Origin of the sequence: Nostoc sp., assembly GCF_036917135.1 — a bacterium.
In the GTDB taxonomy this organism is placed as follows: Bacteria; Cyanobacteriota; Cyanobacteriia; order Cyanobacteriales; family Nostocaceae; genus Nostoc.
Genome location: NZ_JBALEA010000064.1, coordinates 11,452 through 28,377, shown reverse-complemented (window position 1 = coordinate 28,377; position 16,926 = coordinate 11,452). Strand labels below are relative to the sequence as shown.

10 protein-coding genes and 1 tRNA gene are annotated in these 16,926 nt (G+C 43.6%); 8 read left to right on the top strand and 3 right to left on the bottom strand.

What is annotated here, in order from left to right; genetic code table 11:
* The first annotated feature begins 516 nt into the window (after positions 1-516).
* The 5 genes from V7K50_RS19530 to V7K50_RS19510 all read left to right on the top strand — a co-directional run bounded on the left by V7K50_RS19530 (position 517) and on the right by V7K50_RS19510 (position 6,224).
* Entirely contained in the window at positions 517-1,158 is a 642-nt protein-coding gene (locus tag V7K50_RS19530) for a hypothetical protein (protein ID WP_334962849.1), read from the top strand.
* 10 nt (positions 1,159-1,168) lie between these two features.
* On the top strand, positions 1,169-1,975 hold the full coding sequence (locus V7K50_RS19525; RefSeq protein ID WP_334962847.1) for a pentapeptide repeat-containing protein: 807 nt from the start codon (positions 1,169-1,171) through the stop codon (positions 1,973-1,975).
* An 833-nt stretch (positions 1,976-2,808) separates the two neighbouring features.
* Complete coding sequence (locus V7K50_RS19520; protein WP_334962845.1) at positions 2,809-4,158, top strand: DVUA0089 family protein; 1,350 nt, start codon at positions 2,809-2,811, stop codon at positions 4,156-4,158.
* A gap of 101 nt (positions 4,159-4,259) precedes the next feature.
* Entirely contained in the window at positions 4,260-5,723 is a 1,464-nt protein-coding gene (locus V7K50_RS19515) for a PQQ-dependent sugar dehydrogenase (RefSeq protein WP_334962843.1), read from the top strand.
* A 416-nt stretch (positions 5,724-6,139) separates the two neighbouring features.
* A tRNA-Ser gene (locus V7K50_RS19510) sits at positions 6,140-6,224 on the top strand.
* A gap of 212 nt (positions 6,225-6,436) precedes the next feature.
* Here the strand turns inward: V7K50_RS19510 and V7K50_RS19505 are convergent.
* Positions 6,437-8,059, bottom strand: coding sequence for a serine/threonine protein kinase (locus V7K50_RS19505; protein WP_334962841.1), 1,623 nt, complete (start codon positions 8,057-8,059; stop codon positions 6,437-6,439).
* 430 nt (positions 8,060-8,489) lie between these two features.
* On the opposite strand from V7K50_RS19505, the gene V7K50_RS19500 reads away from it, so the two are divergent.
* On the top strand, positions 8,490-12,761 hold the full coding sequence (locus tag V7K50_RS19500; RefSeq protein WP_334962840.1) for a DUF4347 domain-containing protein: 4,272 nt from the start codon (positions 8,490-8,492) through the stop codon (positions 12,759-12,761).
* Between the two features lie 372 nt (positions 12,762-13,133).
* Here V7K50_RS19500 and rpiA read toward each other — a convergent pair whose 3' ends face one another.
* Positions 13,134-13,844: a ribose-5-phosphate isomerase RpiA gene (rpiA, locus tag V7K50_RS19495; RefSeq protein WP_334962838.1), complete on the bottom strand. Its 711-nt coding sequence runs from the start codon at positions 13,842-13,844 to the stop codon at positions 13,134-13,136.
* Positions 13,845-14,035: 191 nt separating this feature from the next.
* On the opposite strand from rpiA, the gene V7K50_RS19490 reads away from it, so the two are divergent.
* Both V7K50_RS19490 and V7K50_RS19485 read left to right on the top strand, forming a co-directional pair.
* A complete protein-coding gene (locus V7K50_RS19490; protein ID WP_334962836.1) occupies positions 14,036-14,515 on the top strand; it encodes a hypothetical protein in 480 nt (159 codons plus the stop codon).
* 154 nt (positions 14,516-14,669) lie between these two features.
* Positions 14,670-15,344, top strand: a complete 675-nt coding sequence (locus V7K50_RS19485) for an S-layer homology domain-containing protein (protein WP_334962835.1) — start codon at positions 14,670-14,672, stop codon at positions 15,342-15,344.
* 21 nt (positions 15,345-15,365) lie between these two features.
* Here V7K50_RS19485 and V7K50_RS19480 read toward each other — a convergent pair whose 3' ends face one another.
* Positions 15,366-16,607, bottom strand: coding sequence for a hypothetical protein (locus V7K50_RS19480; RefSeq protein WP_334962834.1), 1,242 nt, complete (start codon positions 16,605-16,607; stop codon positions 15,366-15,368).
* Positions 16,608-16,926: the final 319 nt, after the last annotated feature.

Sequence of the window (16,926 nt, the reverse complement as noted above, 5' to 3'; positions counted from 1 at the left end):
ACGACGAGCAAGCCGACCTCAAGCGATCGCAACCAAAGAAAACATTCTTCCCACTTCTATATAATTAGCGAGGCGGGTTGATGTCAAAAAGACATCTCCAGAAAAGATTTAGATACCACACAATTACACGCAGACCTAACCCCCCTTCCCCCCTTCCCTACCAAGGAAGGGGGGTTTTAAAGCCTCTCTCCGTTTCGGGGAGAGGTTTGGAGAGGGGTCTTTTTCTTTTCTGGAGATGTAAAAATATCAGACCAAGCTGTTTAAGCCAATAGTCAATTTTGGGCTAAAACTGGGGTAATGTAAAAAGGTCAAGGTGTTTACAAAATAGCTGTGTTGAACAAAAATTAGGTTGTGCGATCAAAGTAGATTTTATCCCACGAGGACGAGGATCTTCTAAATAAGCATTGACTTCTATAATTGTGATTTAACCCACGGGTGTAGATACATTAAACGGAATTTGCGCTCCTTTATGCCATATATAGATACCTTTTTCCTTCACGACTGGAGAGCAAAATCTTGGGAATAGAACTACGCAGTTTCGTATTTCTCGACAACCTGCAACCTCAACATGCAGCATATATGGGAACAGTAGCCCAAGGCTTCTTACCATTACCAGGAGATACATCACTGTGGATTGAAATCTCTCCTGGTATCGAAATTAACAAAATTACCGATATAGCCCTGAAATCTGCCTCTGTCCGTCCAGGAGTACAGGTAGTTGAACGACTATACGGACTATTGGAAGTTCATTCTAGCTCCCAAGGGGAAACGCGAGCAGCCGGTCAAGCAATTTTGGCAGCATTGGGAGTCAAAAGAGAGGAATGTCTCAAACCGCGTGTTATTTCTAGTCAGATTATCCGCAACATCGATGCTTATCAAACACAACTGATTAATCGCACGCGCCGGGGACAGCTACTACTAGCAGGACAAACACTATATGTATTAGAAGTGGAGCCTGCTGCTTACGCTGCACTGGCTGCCAATGAAGCGGAGAAAGCAGCGAGGATTAACATTCTTGAGGTTCAGGCTGTAGGTAGTTTTGGACGGCTTTACTTAGGTGGACAAGAACAGGATATTCTAGCAGGTGCTCAGGGAGCGTTAACGGCCATTGAAAGTGTAGCAGGTCGGGCAAATCCTCTGGGTGGGCGTCAGGAGTAAAGGAGAGAAAATGGCAAATCGAGAGCATCTAGCTTTACTCAAAGCCGGTGCAGTTACATGGATTGAGTGGAGAAAGAAAAATTCCCACATTGAACCAGACCTCAGCGCCGCCAATCTGCAAGGCGATAACCTCAGAGGCGCAAACCTCCAGGGGGTAAACTTGAGAAGAGTGGATTTGGGTAACGCTTTACTGGTGCGAGCAAACCTCAGTGGTGCTGACCTTAGTAGTGCCAACCTCTACAAAGCCTTACTCATTGAAGCTAACCTGAGTGCGGCTAACTTCAGTGTTGCTAACTTGAGTGGTGCTATTCTTAGGCAGGCTGATTTGAGTCATGCCAATCTGATTGGAGCCGACTTGAGTGATGTGGATCTTAGAGGCGCTGCGATCGCTCATGCTAATCTAATTGGAACTGACTTAAGAGGCGCTAACTTGAGAGATGCCGATTTGGGTGCAGCAAAGCTGATGCGGACTAACCTTTCTTTTGCCAATCTCATTGAAGCTAACTTGATTGCAGCTGACCTCAGCGAGGCAAGTTTGTACGAAGCAGAAATGTTGGGAGCTTATCTTTACAAAGCTGACCTTTACAAAGCTAATCTGAACAAGGCTCACCTCACTGGTGCATACCTGTTGCGAGCTAACCTCAGTGAAGCTGACTTGAGTCAAGCTAACTTAAGTTGGACTAACCTCAGAAGCGCAAATTTGGCAGGAGCGAATCTCAGAGGAGCTAACCTTAGAGGAGCCGACCTTAGAGGAGCCAACCTCATCGGCGTAAATATTCAGGAAGCAATTATGCCTGACGCTTCAAAACACAATTAGGTGACAAAAAAGTAATTAATTGACCTTTAGATTCAATTTTTGGAGTTTAAGTAGTCGGACAGAATAGACATAGGAGTGAAAATGAATGTAGAGACGTAGCAGTGCTACGTCTCTACAAGGGTTCTGGATAAAGCATATTTAATTTCTGGAGATGTCTAATTAATTACACAATTTCAAAAGCCAGTGTAACATTCGTCGAGCGCCTTGTAAAGAAGTGAAAGGTTCCCAATGACTGTAAATATTTTTGTCCAGCTACTTAAAGTTTTTCTCAGAATTTTAAATATATCATAAAGTACACATATTATATTTTAAAGATTTGGTAAATAAGTTGACGTGACCTTTCGCTCATGGTAATTAAATAGTTACATCTAAAAATTAAAAATATTCTCAAAAAAACCAAAGCAAATCAATATTTGACATAGTACACTGTGACGAAAGTTTGCCTGGATTTAACAACGGACTTGAACAATTTGTTGTCTAGTTAATTGAGATGGTAGCTAGATTTACGCCGTGGTGTAGTAGTTACTTACCATTTGCGTAATCGAATAACCAAATCAATAAGGGACTGACAAGAAATAAATTATCAATCTTGTGGGGTGGGCATCCTGCCCACCCTAAGTATGGGACGGCTGAAGAAAACCATCCCACAAAAAAATTTGGGAGATTTTTTGATTTGTCAGTTCCTTAATTAATACTTTGCAAGTAGTATCAACTAGGTTAATAAGTTTGTCTGCATCTAAATTTACAATTTAAATTAATCCACATTGAACTTATAAAGAGTTCTTTGACTGAGGGCGAACTTAGGCATTAATTATAATTTCAGGGAAAATACTATGGCAATTATTTACGGAACTACATCTGCTGATACCAGAAATGGAACTTCGGGAGATGACACGATATATGGTTGGGCTAATGGTGGTAATGCCAATAGTCTTTCCGGTAACGACACCCTAAATGGTGCGGCGGGTAACGATAATCTCTTTGGTGGGACGGGAAACGACAGTTTAATCGGTGGACTAGGCAATGACACACTTGATGGCGGCTTGGGTACTGACAGCTTAAATGGCGGAGTAGGCGATGACACTTACATTATTGATAGTGCTGCTGATATCATTACCGAGGCTGTGAATTCAGGCACAGATACCGTCCAGTCTTCTGTCACCTACACACTAGGTATCAATCTAGAGAATCTGAGGCTCACCGGGACAGGCCCCATCAACGGGATAGGTAACAGTCTTAACAACTTCATCTTTGGTAATAGTGCTAACAACACTCTGAATGGAAGAGCAGGCAGTGACACCCTAGATGGTAATTTTGGTAATGATACCCTCAATGGTGAGGATGATAATGATAGTCTACAGGGTGGGCCTGGCAATGACATACTCAATGGTGGATCTGGAGACGATATCCTCATCGGTGCTTGGCCTGGTAGTCCACTCTCACCCGGATTAGGGGAGATTGATACCTTAACTGGCGGTGCTGGGCGAGATAGATTTATCCTTGGGGATGCTAAAAATGTCTACTACGACGATAAAAACACTAGGAATGCTGGTTTTGGGGACTTAGCTACTATTACTGACTTCAACGGTAGTGAAGATCGAATAGAACTCAAAGGCCCCCCAAAGGACTACCGCCTACAAGTTGTTGGAGCCAACACACAAATATTCTTAGACAAACCTGGAGCAGAGCCAGATGAAATTATTGGTATTGTACAGGGCGTAGTTAACCTCAGACTTGATAGTGACGACTTCCTTTTCTATGAGCGGGAAAATGCTGGACAAGCTACAAACAATACACTAGCCAGCGCTGAAGGATTGGGTTCTTTATCATCCGGCTCAAACGTTAATATCTCAGGTGAATTAGTAACAGTTCAACCAGGGAACAAGCCCGATTTCGACTTTTTTACATTTTCTCTAGCAAGTCCAAAAACTGTTACTATCAGTACAGTGACAACCGATGATACAGTTATCGGACTGTTTAACAATGCTGGGACTTTACTGAAAAGTGACGATGATAGTGGCCCTGATTTGGGGTCATTAATCACTGCTTCACTAGGTGCTGGTACATACTCCATTTCAGTGAGTAAATATGCTTTATTTCCTCAAGATGGCGGAACTTTTTCTGGCTCTAGTGACAACAACTCTGCTCCTTATACCCTAGGAGTCAGTTTGTCACAAGAATAGAATAATAGCCATTAATAACTTCACTCTGTAATCTCTAAAAATTTTTCCCTCATCAACAAGATTTAGGAACAAAATCATCTGAGTATTTTATCAAGAAAATAATGAATAAGACTAAATCATCCAACCAAGTTCAACGCAGATTTACCGATAATTTCCCTCTAAAACGGTTCTTTTTCGCCGTTCAAGCAGTGTTATTTACAATAACGCTGTTATTTACAATAGTTATATCAAGTCATAGCACTATTGCAGTCAATCCTACACCTGTAGCCCTGCGTCCTGATATTCAGGTTCGCAATATTCTGAATACGTTATCAGACTCTCCTTCTGTTCGGATTGTAAAAGATCCACGAAACAACACCCTTTATTACCTCAAACAAAATGGTGACATTTATCAAGTCAATTTAGGCTCCTCTACTAGTACACTTGTCTACAACTCTAGCAATCATAATGTCGGTGAAACTCAAGGTATGGCCATTGGCCCTAACGGGACAATTTATTTGGTTGGCAATGTAGACCTGGTGAATAACCAGACCAAAGCAATTATTGTTAAAGGCGTAATTAATTCGGCTACAGGACAGCGTATCTGGTCTGTCTTAGCTAAGAGTACAGGTTATCCCAAAAGCAAAACAGCTTATGACCATCGCTTCAACGGCGTGGTTGCTAGCCCAGATGGTAACTATATCTATGTCAATAGCGGTTCTCGCACCGATCATGGTGAGGTTCAGTCTGTTAATGGTCTATATCCTAATACTCGCGAAGTAGGATTAACCGCCTGTATACTCCGCCTTCCTACTAATGGCACAAATCTCTTTCTTGCAAACGATCGAGCAACCTTAAAGACAGCTGGCTATATTTTTGCAGAAGGAACACGTAATACTTTCGATATGGCTTTTGCACCCAATGGGGATTTATTTGGTACAGAAAATGGTCCCGATCGCGATATGTCAGAAGAATTAAATTGGCTACGTCTAGGTGGTAATTACGGCTTTCCCTGGCGGATTGGTGGAACAGATAATCCCCAACAATTCCCCAACTATAACCCTGCTACTGACCGATTGTTAAACCCCAAATTTGGCGCAGTCATAAAAGGCTACTATCGTAACGATCCAACCTTTCCTACTCGCCCTGTAAACTTGATTGAACCAATTCCTAATTTTGGCCCGGACGCAGACAATTACCGCGATCCTCTAGATGGTAAAGTCAAAGATGCTAGTGTTCTTGGGCAAAGTATTAGCACTTTTACAGCACACCGTTCTCCTTTGGGCTTGGTTTTTGATACAGTAGGAGTAATGAGTCCAGAATTCAAGAGAGATGGATTCATGTTGAGTTGGACACCAGGCGATCCTACTGGCGAAACATTAGCAGGCCCTTTTAAAGATGCCAGCCAAGACTTACTGCATTTAAAGTTAACGAAAGTCGGAAATACCAACTATAAACTTAACGCTACGCGGATTGCCGCAGGTTTTAGTAATCCCATTGATGCTGAGATTATCGGCAATAAGATTTATGTTATAGAATATGGTGGAAACCAAGGAATTTGGGAAGTCTCTATACCCACTACCTAAAGCAGATTGGGTATTTTGCATTACTTATAGGACTTACGCAAAACTACACGCACTCTGAGTCATTTTCAGATGATGTTTTAAAAGTGTTTTGCTGTGATTTCAGGCATTTAAATGATCCCTCCGAACAAGCTTTAAAAAGGCTACCGTGTTTATCGAATCACAATCAGTCTGTTCAATTACCCCACCCTAACCCTCCCCTTATAAAGGTGAGGGAACTAGATTTCTTGGTTTCCCCCCAATATATCGGGGGGATTAAGGGGGGTAAATGTCTTGGGCTTGACCATTGGCGTTCCTGGAAGATTGCGTGACGCAAAAAAAGCAATAATGCTATAATATTTCAGGAAATACATTAAGATTTCCTTGACTTAACAGCATTTGAATCTTGAATAGATATTCAAATGTCTGAATATATAGCTGGAGAGGTGTCCGAGTGGTTGATGGTGACGCACTCGAAATGCGTTTTGGGGAAACTCAACGGGGGTTCGAATCCCCCCCTCTCCGTTCAAAAGATGACGAATTAGTTAATAGGAGCCAGCGTGGTGGTTAACTCACTACGCTGCTTCACCAAAATTCAAAGTTCAAAATCTAAAATTTACTAGTAGTCTGTCAAGTTTAAATAGATGGGTAAGCAAGTTCGTAGTCAGGACTTTAGTCCTTATTTTCTAAGCACTAAAGTGCTTACTACAAACCCTCAAAACCAACTTGACAAAGTACTAATTATTATCATCTTGTGGCTTTTCCTCAAACTTGTGAACATTCTGGGGTTGACTATTAGTTGGTGAATTTTGCTTTTCCACCGTTGGTACTACTACAGCAGAAGGATCTGATTGTTTCGATTCCGTTGATGGTGCTGCTGGTATAACCACAGGTTTTGACGGACTCACGGGTTGAGGGAAGGGAGAATTTTGACTAGAGGCGGGTAAGTTATTTTGTGGGAATGGTGCGGGTGAAGCCTTACGAGATGAGCGGATCGCCCGTAGTTTCTCCACTAGCGAGGGTGTGGGTGAAACGCTCGGTGCAGGTGTAGATTGTTCGGAATTGCCCCGTTGCAATTGTCCTGTAGGGCTGGGGCTGGAAGATTCTTGCTGGGGAGAACGACGATTCCGCCGGCGCTGCTTGGAATTAGACGCAGGTGCTGTTTCGGTTCTTGAGGTGGTGTTAGTATCTTCACCTTCGGGTGAAGATGTTCTATCGAAGTTAGGCACTTTCGCGCCTGGTTCTGGGGTTGGCTGTTCAAAAAGCGGCTTTGTAGTTGGCTGTTGCGGAGATTTGGGTAATATGCTCGTGATCCCAAAACCTGCTGTAGCCGCAACTAGAGCTACACCTATACCAATAAGTACCTGTGATGACCCCAGCTTTTTAGCTACTACTGATCCCTTAGCCATGCTTGGGTTGGGCTGCGCTAACGCAGATGGTCTATTAATCCGATTTTGGGCAGTTTTCCCAATTACAGTTGCTGGCTGCTGTGCAGATAAATTGACAGTTGGCACCGCGTAAGTAGCTAAAGCTTGCGGTGTCGTATGCAACCCATTTCCAGGTAGCAGTTGTAACCACTCAGCAACCGTCGCTGGCCGAAAACGAGACTCTACCGCCATACCGCGCATTACCGCCTGGTTGACAGCAGCACTCAAGTGTGGTTGCAGTTCGCGGGGGGAAGGCATTTGTTCGCGATCGCGCAATAATGCTGGTATGGGAACTTGGGCTGTCAACAGTGCATACAAGGTTGCTGCTAAACCATAAACATCTGTGGCAGGTGTGCGTGCTGCTTGCGTCAAGTACTGCTCAATGGGAGAATAACCCTCAGAAACTAAACCCGTATGAGTCTGCCTCACACTGCCATTAAATTCTCTGGCAATGCCAAAATCAATTAATACTACTTCCTGCGTTCCCTGACGAAGAATAATATTATCTGGTTTGATATCTCGGTGTAACAAACCATTGTTGTGTACTACCTGCAAGGCTGCCCCAATTTGCCAGATGTAATGAATTGCTGTGGTTTCAGGCATTGGTATTCCTGGTAATACAAATGCGTCTCCCAAGGTTTCGCCAGGAATGTATTCCATCACCATGTAAGGCAGTCCAGATTCCACAAAAAAGTCACTAACTCTGACTATATTTGGGTGGATACACGTAGCTAATCGTCTGGCTTCATCTTGGAATTGGCGCTCAAATTTGGCAAAATCAGGATGTTGTTGCAGCCGTTCATTGATGGTTTTCATCACCACCTCCTGATCCAAGTAGTGATGCGTAGCTTTAAACGTAATGCCAAAGCCACCCCGCCCTATTTCTTGAATTAGGGTATATTTTCCATCCTGCAAAATTGTGCCTGCTAACATAAAGAGTCCTGAGTCCTGAGTGAGCAGATAAGTAGCGAGTCCTGAGTCTTGAGGGATTTCCCAAAAATTTTCCCATATTTCTTATAGGGCAGGGTTCTTGCCTGTCTATATTAGGGGATAATTTAGTTGTTGGAATACCTGAAGTGAGAAAGACCTCCCCATGATCACAACAGTTTTATCTTTCTCAGATGATAACGCGGGGAGTGCGGCAAGCCGAAAGCGGAAGACGGGCTAATACCAATTCTGGATGAAGATACGCTAAAGTTTTATTGCTTTACAAAAGCGACAAATTGCTAGATGATAGCAACGAAAGGGAAAATGATTAGTAAATATCTAATTGTTTAACTCTCGGTTGTGGTGTGAAAATCCTGTAATTACAAGGCTGGAATCGGTTTGAGTTTCCCTCATAACCTTAGCTCGAAGTAACAAAATGGCAACGCTACATACCTCACACTTCCAAGCAAATCCGGCAATTTCCACCTCCTATAGCCAGAGTATAGTCTTCATCGATATGGCCGTTGAAGACTATAGTGATTTAGTCAATGGCGTGCTTGATAATACCCAAGTGTTTGTGCTTGATTCGACACAGAACGGTGTGGAACAAATTACGCAAATTCTGGCCAGTGGCGTAGACACCCAGGGGCTTGTCCTTAGACATGGCTCGAATTTGACTAACATTCATATTGTGTGCCACGGTGCCCCCGGTAGCTTAAAATTGGGCAACAGCCATTTAGGACTTGATAACCTCGACGAGTACAGCCAGCAACTCCAACAATGGCAGAAGATATTTTCAGCCTCTGCTAAAAGCAATAACTCGTGGAACCTACTCATCTATGGTTGCAATGTCGCTTTGGGTGATGCGGGAGCAGAATTTGTCGAAAAACTACACCAACTCACGGGAGCCAATATTGCCGCTTCGCCTCAGCAGATTGGCAATGCAGCATTAGGCGGTAACTGGGAGTTAGAAGTCTGCACTGCTGAGATGGAAGTGATTTTAGCATTTACAGAAACGGCGCGACAGGCTTACGCGGGAGTGCTGGCGACGTTTACGGTAAATAATACCGGAGACGCAGATGATGGTGATCCAAACAACGGCATCACTACTCTTCGGGAGGCAATTAACTTAGCTAATGCGACTCCTGGGAATGATGCGATCGCTTTCGGCGGAATCTTTACTGATGCCACCCCAGATGCGATCAACCTTACCTCTGGGCAATTGACCATTACTGACGATCTTACCATCTTTGGGACTGGGACATCTTATCTGACTGTGAATGGAAAGAATGCCTCTCCAGTCTTCGAGATATCGGGACTAGCGACAGGTGTCACCATCAATGGCTTGGCGATCGCTGGCGGCAGTATTAAGGTTAATAGAAGTTCCATCCTCAGCCTAACTAAAAGCAGTGTGTCTGGTAATACAGCAGGAAGTGGCATCTATAATAGCGGCATCCTCAGTCTTACTTACACCAGTGTCTTTGGCAATACGCAAGGCGGTATCTATAATGGTGGTACTCTCAGCCTAACTAACAGCAGTGTTTATGCCAATACCGGGGGAAGCAACATTTTTAATGGCAATACTGCCGGAGGCGGCATTTTTAATGACGCTTCTTCTGGTAAAACTGGTATTCTCAGCCTAGTTAACAGCAGTGTCTCTGGCAATACGGCAAACTCCGGCGGTGGCATCTATAATCAAGGCGGTACTCTCAGCCTAGTTAACAGCAGTGTCTCTGGCAATAGGGCAACCTCCGGCGGTGGCATTTTTAACGGAAATGATGGTGGTTATAGTTTCGGATCAGCTACTCTAACTAATAGCACCATCTCTGGCAATACAGCGTTAGAGGATGGCGGTGGCATATACAATGACGGAGCCTATGTCGGTAACAACAGCCTCACCCTAATCAGCACTACAATTAATAACAACACAGCTGACTCAGATGGTGATGGTACTGGCAATGGCGGGGGTGTTTATAGTTACTTTACTTCCTTTGTTGACGACAGGGTTAGTAACACCATCATTGCAGGCAACTTCGACAAGTCCACCTCCGCTGATATACACCCCGACGTGAGTGGTGGGTTGATTGACTCCGGCAATAACCTGATTGGCAATAATACTGGTAGCACTGCCTTTACCACCAGCACCCTCGTCGGCACAAGTGCTAGCCCCATTGACCCCAAACTCGGACTGCTGCAAAATAACGGTGGTGCAACCTTTACCCAGGCGTTACTTGCGAAAAGCCCCGCGATTGATGCTGGCAATAATTCCCTACTTCCTACTGGTGTCACCACTGACCAACGCGGCACTCGATTTAACCGGATATTCAACGGTGTTGTTGATATTGGTGCTTACGAAGTCCAGGTTCCCATCACCCCGCCACCTGTTAATACTACTACAGTGGTGACTAATACCAACGATTCTGGCTCAGGGTCATTACGGCAGGCTATTCTCAATGCCAATGCGACCGTTGGGGCAGATACGATTACCTTTGCGGGCGTGTTCACCGATGCCACCCCAGATATCATCACCCTGACCTCTGGCAAATTAACCATTACCAATGATATTACCATTTTGGGGACTGGGGCATCTAACCTCATTGTGAGTGGGAATAATTCATCAGGCGTGTTCGAGATATCGGGTTCTGGGACAGATGCCAACATTGATGGTTTGAAGATTGCTAATGCTAACGATCCCTTAGGCAGTATTTTGCTCAATAGCAATACCAGCCTCAGCCTGACTAACAGCACTGTCTCTGGCAATAGAGGGGAGGTAGGCGGCATATTTAACAGAGGCACTCTCAGCCTGACTAACAGCACTGTCTTTGGCAATAGGGGGTCGTCTTTAGGCGGCGGCATCTTTAACAAAGGCAACCTGAGCCTAACTAACAGCACTGTCTCAAGCAATAATGCAAACGTCGATTACAACACAGCCTATGGCGGCGGCATATTCAACACAGGCAAGCTCAGTATAAAGAACAGCACTATCTCTAATAATAGTGCGTTCGCTACGGGTCTTGAACGGGGAGGCCCTGACCCCTACCCATCTTACGGCGGTGGCATTTATAACTTAGGCACTGTTGATATCACTAGCAGCACTGTCTCTAATAATAGAGCGGCAGACGGCGGTGGCATATCTAACTCAGGTACTTTTAGCCTGATTAACAGCACTGTCTCTGATAATAGTGTATATTACACCGGCGGCGGCATCTTGAACAGTGGCACTCTCACCCTCACCAATGACACCATTACCAATAATACAGCAGAGGGCTTTTACGGTTCTATTGGTAACGGTGGGGGTGTTGTCAGTAATGGCGGCACTGTTATCGTTGGCGATACCATCATTGCAGGCAACTTCTACCCAGGTCCGCGCGATTCCGCTAATTCCCGCGACGTTGCCGGCAACTTCACCAACGCTGGTAATAACCTAATTGGCGACAACACAGGTAGCACTGGCTTTACCACCAGTACCCTTGTCGGCACCCAAACCAACCCCATTGATCCAAGACTCAGCCCCCTGCAAAATAATGGTGGTACAACCTTTACTAATGCCTTACTTGCGGATAGTCCCGCCATTAACGCTGGCAATAATGCTTTGATTCCAGCAGGTATCACCACTGACCAACGGGGTGGTACATTTAACAGAATCTCTCAGGGTAAAGTTGATATTGGTGCATTAGAGTTTAATGGACTGAATGGAACCAATGGCGCTGATAATTTAGTGGGCAACAGTTATAGTGACATAATTAACGCTCAAGCCGGGAACGATACCATCACAGGTAATCAAGGCAACGACATCCTAACTGGTGGCGGTGGCAAAGATAAATTTGTTTACAACTTAGGTGACGGTGTTGATACCATTACCGATTTCGGTGGGCTAGGTAAAGGCTCAAATCCATCAGCAGCAATCATTGCCGAAGTGGATATCCTCAAATTCCAAGGTGCTGGATTCACAGCCAGAAATCTGCTACTTACCCAGAATGCTAACAATCTGGAAATCACCTTTGAAGGGGTAGCTGATGACAAAGTTATCCTCCAAAACTTTACCCTGGAAAACCTAGAGAACGTATCGGCAGTGGGCAATATCCTGTTTAATGGGCAAACCAGCATTAGTGAAAGCTTTGATGTTTTGGATGCCAACTCCACCCAAAACGCTATCTTCAACAAGAACACAGTCACATTTCTCAATGACCTGAACAACAATGTCAATGGCTTTGACAACTCAGCAGATGTGATTAATGGTCAAGGGGGCGATGACCGCATCGACGGCAAGGGTGGTAACGACCTGCTGCGCGGTGGCGCTGGTAAGGATACCTTGCTTGGTGGTGATGGTAATGATACCCTGCTTGGTGGTGATGGTAATAATAGCCTCATTGGAGGTGCTGGTAATGACATCCTCATTGGCGGTGATTTTAGTGATACGCTGACTGGCGGTAGCGGTAATGACCAGTTCATCTACCAAACCCTTAGCAATGGTGATACAATCACTGACTTTAATAAAAGCGAGGATAAGTTAATCCTTACTGACTTGTTTAAGAGTAGAGGCTACATTAGCAGCAATCCTATCTCAGATGGTTATCTGCGGTTTGTGCAATCGGGTACTTCTACAGAAGTTCAGTTTGCCTACTTGAGTAACAATTTTTATACCTTTGCAACTTTGAATAATTTCACCGCTACAAATCTGGTAGTCGGTACTAATGTCATCGTCTAGCGCTCGATTCTAGCGATCTGCCTATGTTTTTCTAAGAGAATAAGACGCCCAGTAGGTCACTTACAAGTAATAAAATGGCCAGTTGGGACTTTTGCCAACAATATCATTGAAACGGCTGGGCGTTTTATTTTTTGCATGTCTCCAAACTACGCGAGCTAAAATTAGGCTTTTTGAAGAATGGGGTGAAACTTCACGATTCATTAACGCAGAGTTAGGCGAAAAGGGCGATTTAATAATTATTGAGCAAGATGGGGGCAAAGCTGCGATGCCTAGGTTGGTAAACTACGCATATTGGGACGATGAAGACGATGAATTTAAAGAAGATTTGGATTTTAGATTTCAGAGACATCTAAAATCCAAAATCTATAACTCTTACAGTTGTCGCACTAATGGCTGACCATCTTTGACTTCTCCAACTAAAACTAAATCGACACAGTTAACGAAGATACCATTTTCCAAAACGCCGGGAATGTTATTTAATGTCTTTTCTAGTCCGGCTGGATCTTCAATAGAGTCAAATGTGACATCTAAGACAAAGTTACCTTGGTCAGTGATCACTGGGCCAGCTTTTCTTACACCCATGCGGAGTTCTGGTTTGCCACCGAGTTTTTTGATGGCATTGGTTACGGGAGTAATTGCCATCGGAATCACTTCCACAGGCACAGGAAAACTAGAACCTAAGCGGTCTACCAACTTACCACTATCTACCACGACAATAAACTGTTCTGCCAAGTAATCTACAACTTTTTCGCGGGTATGTGCTGCACCACCGCCTTTAATCAAATTCTTGTGTGGATCGACTTCATCTGCCCCATCAATGGCAATATCGATGTGGTCAATAGCATCTAAGGTGGCGAGAGGGATGCCGTACTGCTTCGCTAGCACTTCTGACTGAAAGGAGGTGGGTATACCAATGATATCTTTGAGTTCACCAGACTTGAGGCGATCGCCTAAATACTGAATCGTATATGCTGTAGTTGAACCCGTACCCAACCCCACAATGGAACCCGACTTGACTAAGGCGGCGGCGGCTTTGCCAACTTCTTGCTTCATCAACTTTACGGGATCTGCTGCTGCGGTCATTGCCAAAACTCCTGAAAAACTGACTATAGTCCATAGTAGTGGGCAGATAACGCCAAAAGATGAAAGGTAAAAAACAAGTTTTTGCTAATTTCTATTTCCTTGATTAGGGACTGACAAAAAATAAAACATCATATTATCCCGGACAAAGGAGATGACTAGTGGTAGAGTAATGTATTGCAATATACAAAAATATGAGCAAAACTCAGTACACTTACCAGACTTTTGAGCAACTTTTCGCTGAAATTGACCCGAAAGTAGCAAATACCTTTACGGTGGAGCAATTAGAAGCGATAAAAAGTGGTTTTGCCTCTCGTGGTTGGACACGTCATCCTTTAGATATAAGAGTTTCAGTACCAATTCCCAAATTAAGGTTTTATCTGGTGTTGCTAGCAGGTTTAGAACGTCGCTCTCAAGTGCGTTTACGTTCTGAAAAAAGTTTATATCCTTTTTGGACTCCTGCCAATATCTTGTTCCTCATAGGATTTCTAATCATTCTATCCACTTCTAGCTACACTATATTTTCTTCTGTATTGTCTTCACTTACTCCTATATCTAGCTCCTTTCACCCTACTTCAATTCCTTGGATTGACGATAAATCCGAATGTGAACACACTGGTAGAATTTGGAATAATGGGAAGTGCTGGGATTCTGAACACAGTCCTAATTTTTAAAGTTGATAGCCACACCTTACATAGCTGGAGCAACATTGCCCACACTAAATTCGTCACTAACTGAGTTACAGGTTATTAGGAATACCAAATTTTGCGTTAACCTCAGTAACGTAGTTTTTTAAATTCACGTTAGCAGCTAAAAGTGGTTATGGTGATGCGTCAGCTTTCAATTACTTTATCTTTGGTAGCACTACTACAAAACTTGCCAGCAATTGCTCAAGGGACAGAAACTACTTCTGGAATCCCATCTGATTCCATTCAACAAGTAATTACTGCCAAATGGATGACAAACTTTTCTGATGGCAAGTTTTATCCAGAAAGGTTACTGAGTAGGGCAGAATTAGCGTCGATTATGGTGAAAACATTTCGGCTAGATAAAAGACAAGCTATTACTAAAGAAAATTTAGCGATTCCAGACGTTCCTCGTTCTTATTGGGCATTTAATGATATACAGATAGTCTTAAAAACTGACATCATGAAAGGCTATCGCGGCGATGAATTCTTCCCTAACCAAAAGGTGACAAGGGCAGAAGCTCTGGCTATTTTTGCCCAGGCTTATGGTGTATTTCAGTTTCCCGATGACGCGGTGAATGAGATTTTGGCTACACATCCAGATGAAAAGTCTATCCCAGATTGGGCGAGAAAAGCGATCGCTACAGTAGTTACCGAGGGATTTATTAACACAGATGCTCAAGGCAATATTTCTCCATTAAAACCCGTCACCCGTGGGGATATGGCTTATGTATTGAGTAAATATTTGCAACGCCAAAAGCAACAACCCGAAACGCCAGAGGTTCCCATTATTCCAAATAGCCCACAATCTCCTTAGCTGAACTTTATTCAGTTAAAATCAGTTTTGACCCGGACTTCTATACTTGTCTCGAAGTTGGCGAAGATATAAGGAATTAGACTGTGTTGGTTGCTGCTGCACGTAATTCCCATAATTAGATTGTGATGGTTGCGCTGGTTGCTGCAACCCATAATTCCCATAATTAGATTGTGGTAGTTGCGTTGGTTGCTGCAACCCATAATTCCCGTATGCCGCAGAGTTTGTGGGTGTGACAACGCCTTGACTCAGATTCGGGCTAGAGTAAGGTGTAGTGATTGGGGGTGTTATTGGTGCTACATTAGGCACTACCTGACCACTATTTAAATTATTGTAGGGATTTTGCGGTAAGTTCGTACCCGTTGACGTATAACCTGCACCAGTATTTAACCGATTACTTGGCAATACCTGACCGTTATTTAAATTACCGTAGGGATTTTGTGGTATGCTCATCCCCGTTGACGTGTAACCTGTCCCAGTATTTAACCCATTACTTGGTAGAGAATTCTGATTGGGTAAGCTGTTGATAGGTGGCATTAACGTTGTTCCTGGGTCAGAAACTTGCCCCAAGGTATTTGTCTGAGTTGGGGTACCATTGAAGCTAGACAATTTCTGATTTGTCGATTGGTTGAGCGCCCCTTGCAGAGGGGTGAGAGGAAGAGAATTTTGATTTTTGTTGGTTTGATTAGTGAATCCAATACCCAGACCAGAGGATGTTTGTTCTCCCCCTGCTGTTTCAGACGGTGCATTTAAGGTCTTGAGACCTAGAAACTGGTTATTATTATCACCTGTCCCAGTACGCAATAAATTTTGTGTTTCGACAACAAAGGGGTTTTTTAACTCTGGAGAGTTGTCGCTATTAACGGCTAAACCAGGATTTAACTTGGTATCACTATCAGGCTTTTGCTTGCTAGCTATATCATCTAATAAGTCTGTACTCTTTTTTGCCTCAGTCTTTTCTTTCGGGGTATTTGCCGTTGATGAAAGACTTCCTTGCTCAAAGTCATTAAATAAAACTGGCAAGTTATCAATATCTGCTGCGATCGCTCTGTTTTCTTCTGACAGAGAGGAATCCGCAGGCTGTTGTGAAACGACTGGTTTTTTTTGCTTATAAACGAAGATATCTGGGTTTGACCAGTATTCCCAGGTTATTAGCCCTACTAAAGATAAAAAAATTGCAGTTCCCCAAAAAGCAGGTCGCCCAAGATTCCATAACCTGGCTCTGAGATAGCGTAAGTAGGCGGGAGGATAATGACGATTTGACATAGGATTGGTAATTTAAATTTACTATAAATTGGTAAAATTTCAGGAAATGTTTGATTCTTTTACTTGCCTGAGCCGGAAATATCTCAACTTAAGTTTGATTATGATTTCATCCTAACTTCTCAAGAAATGATTAGTCATTAGCAAGTCAAAAATTTACTCATGCTCAGAGGCTTAAGCAGTTTTCATGTATTTAAACCACAATTATCAGACAAGACCTAACCTCCAGCCCCTTCCCTACAAGGGAAGGGGAGAAAATCAAAGCCTCTCTCCTCGGAGGAGAGAGGTCTATTTGTGGTTTATTTGCCTGAAAATCGCTGTA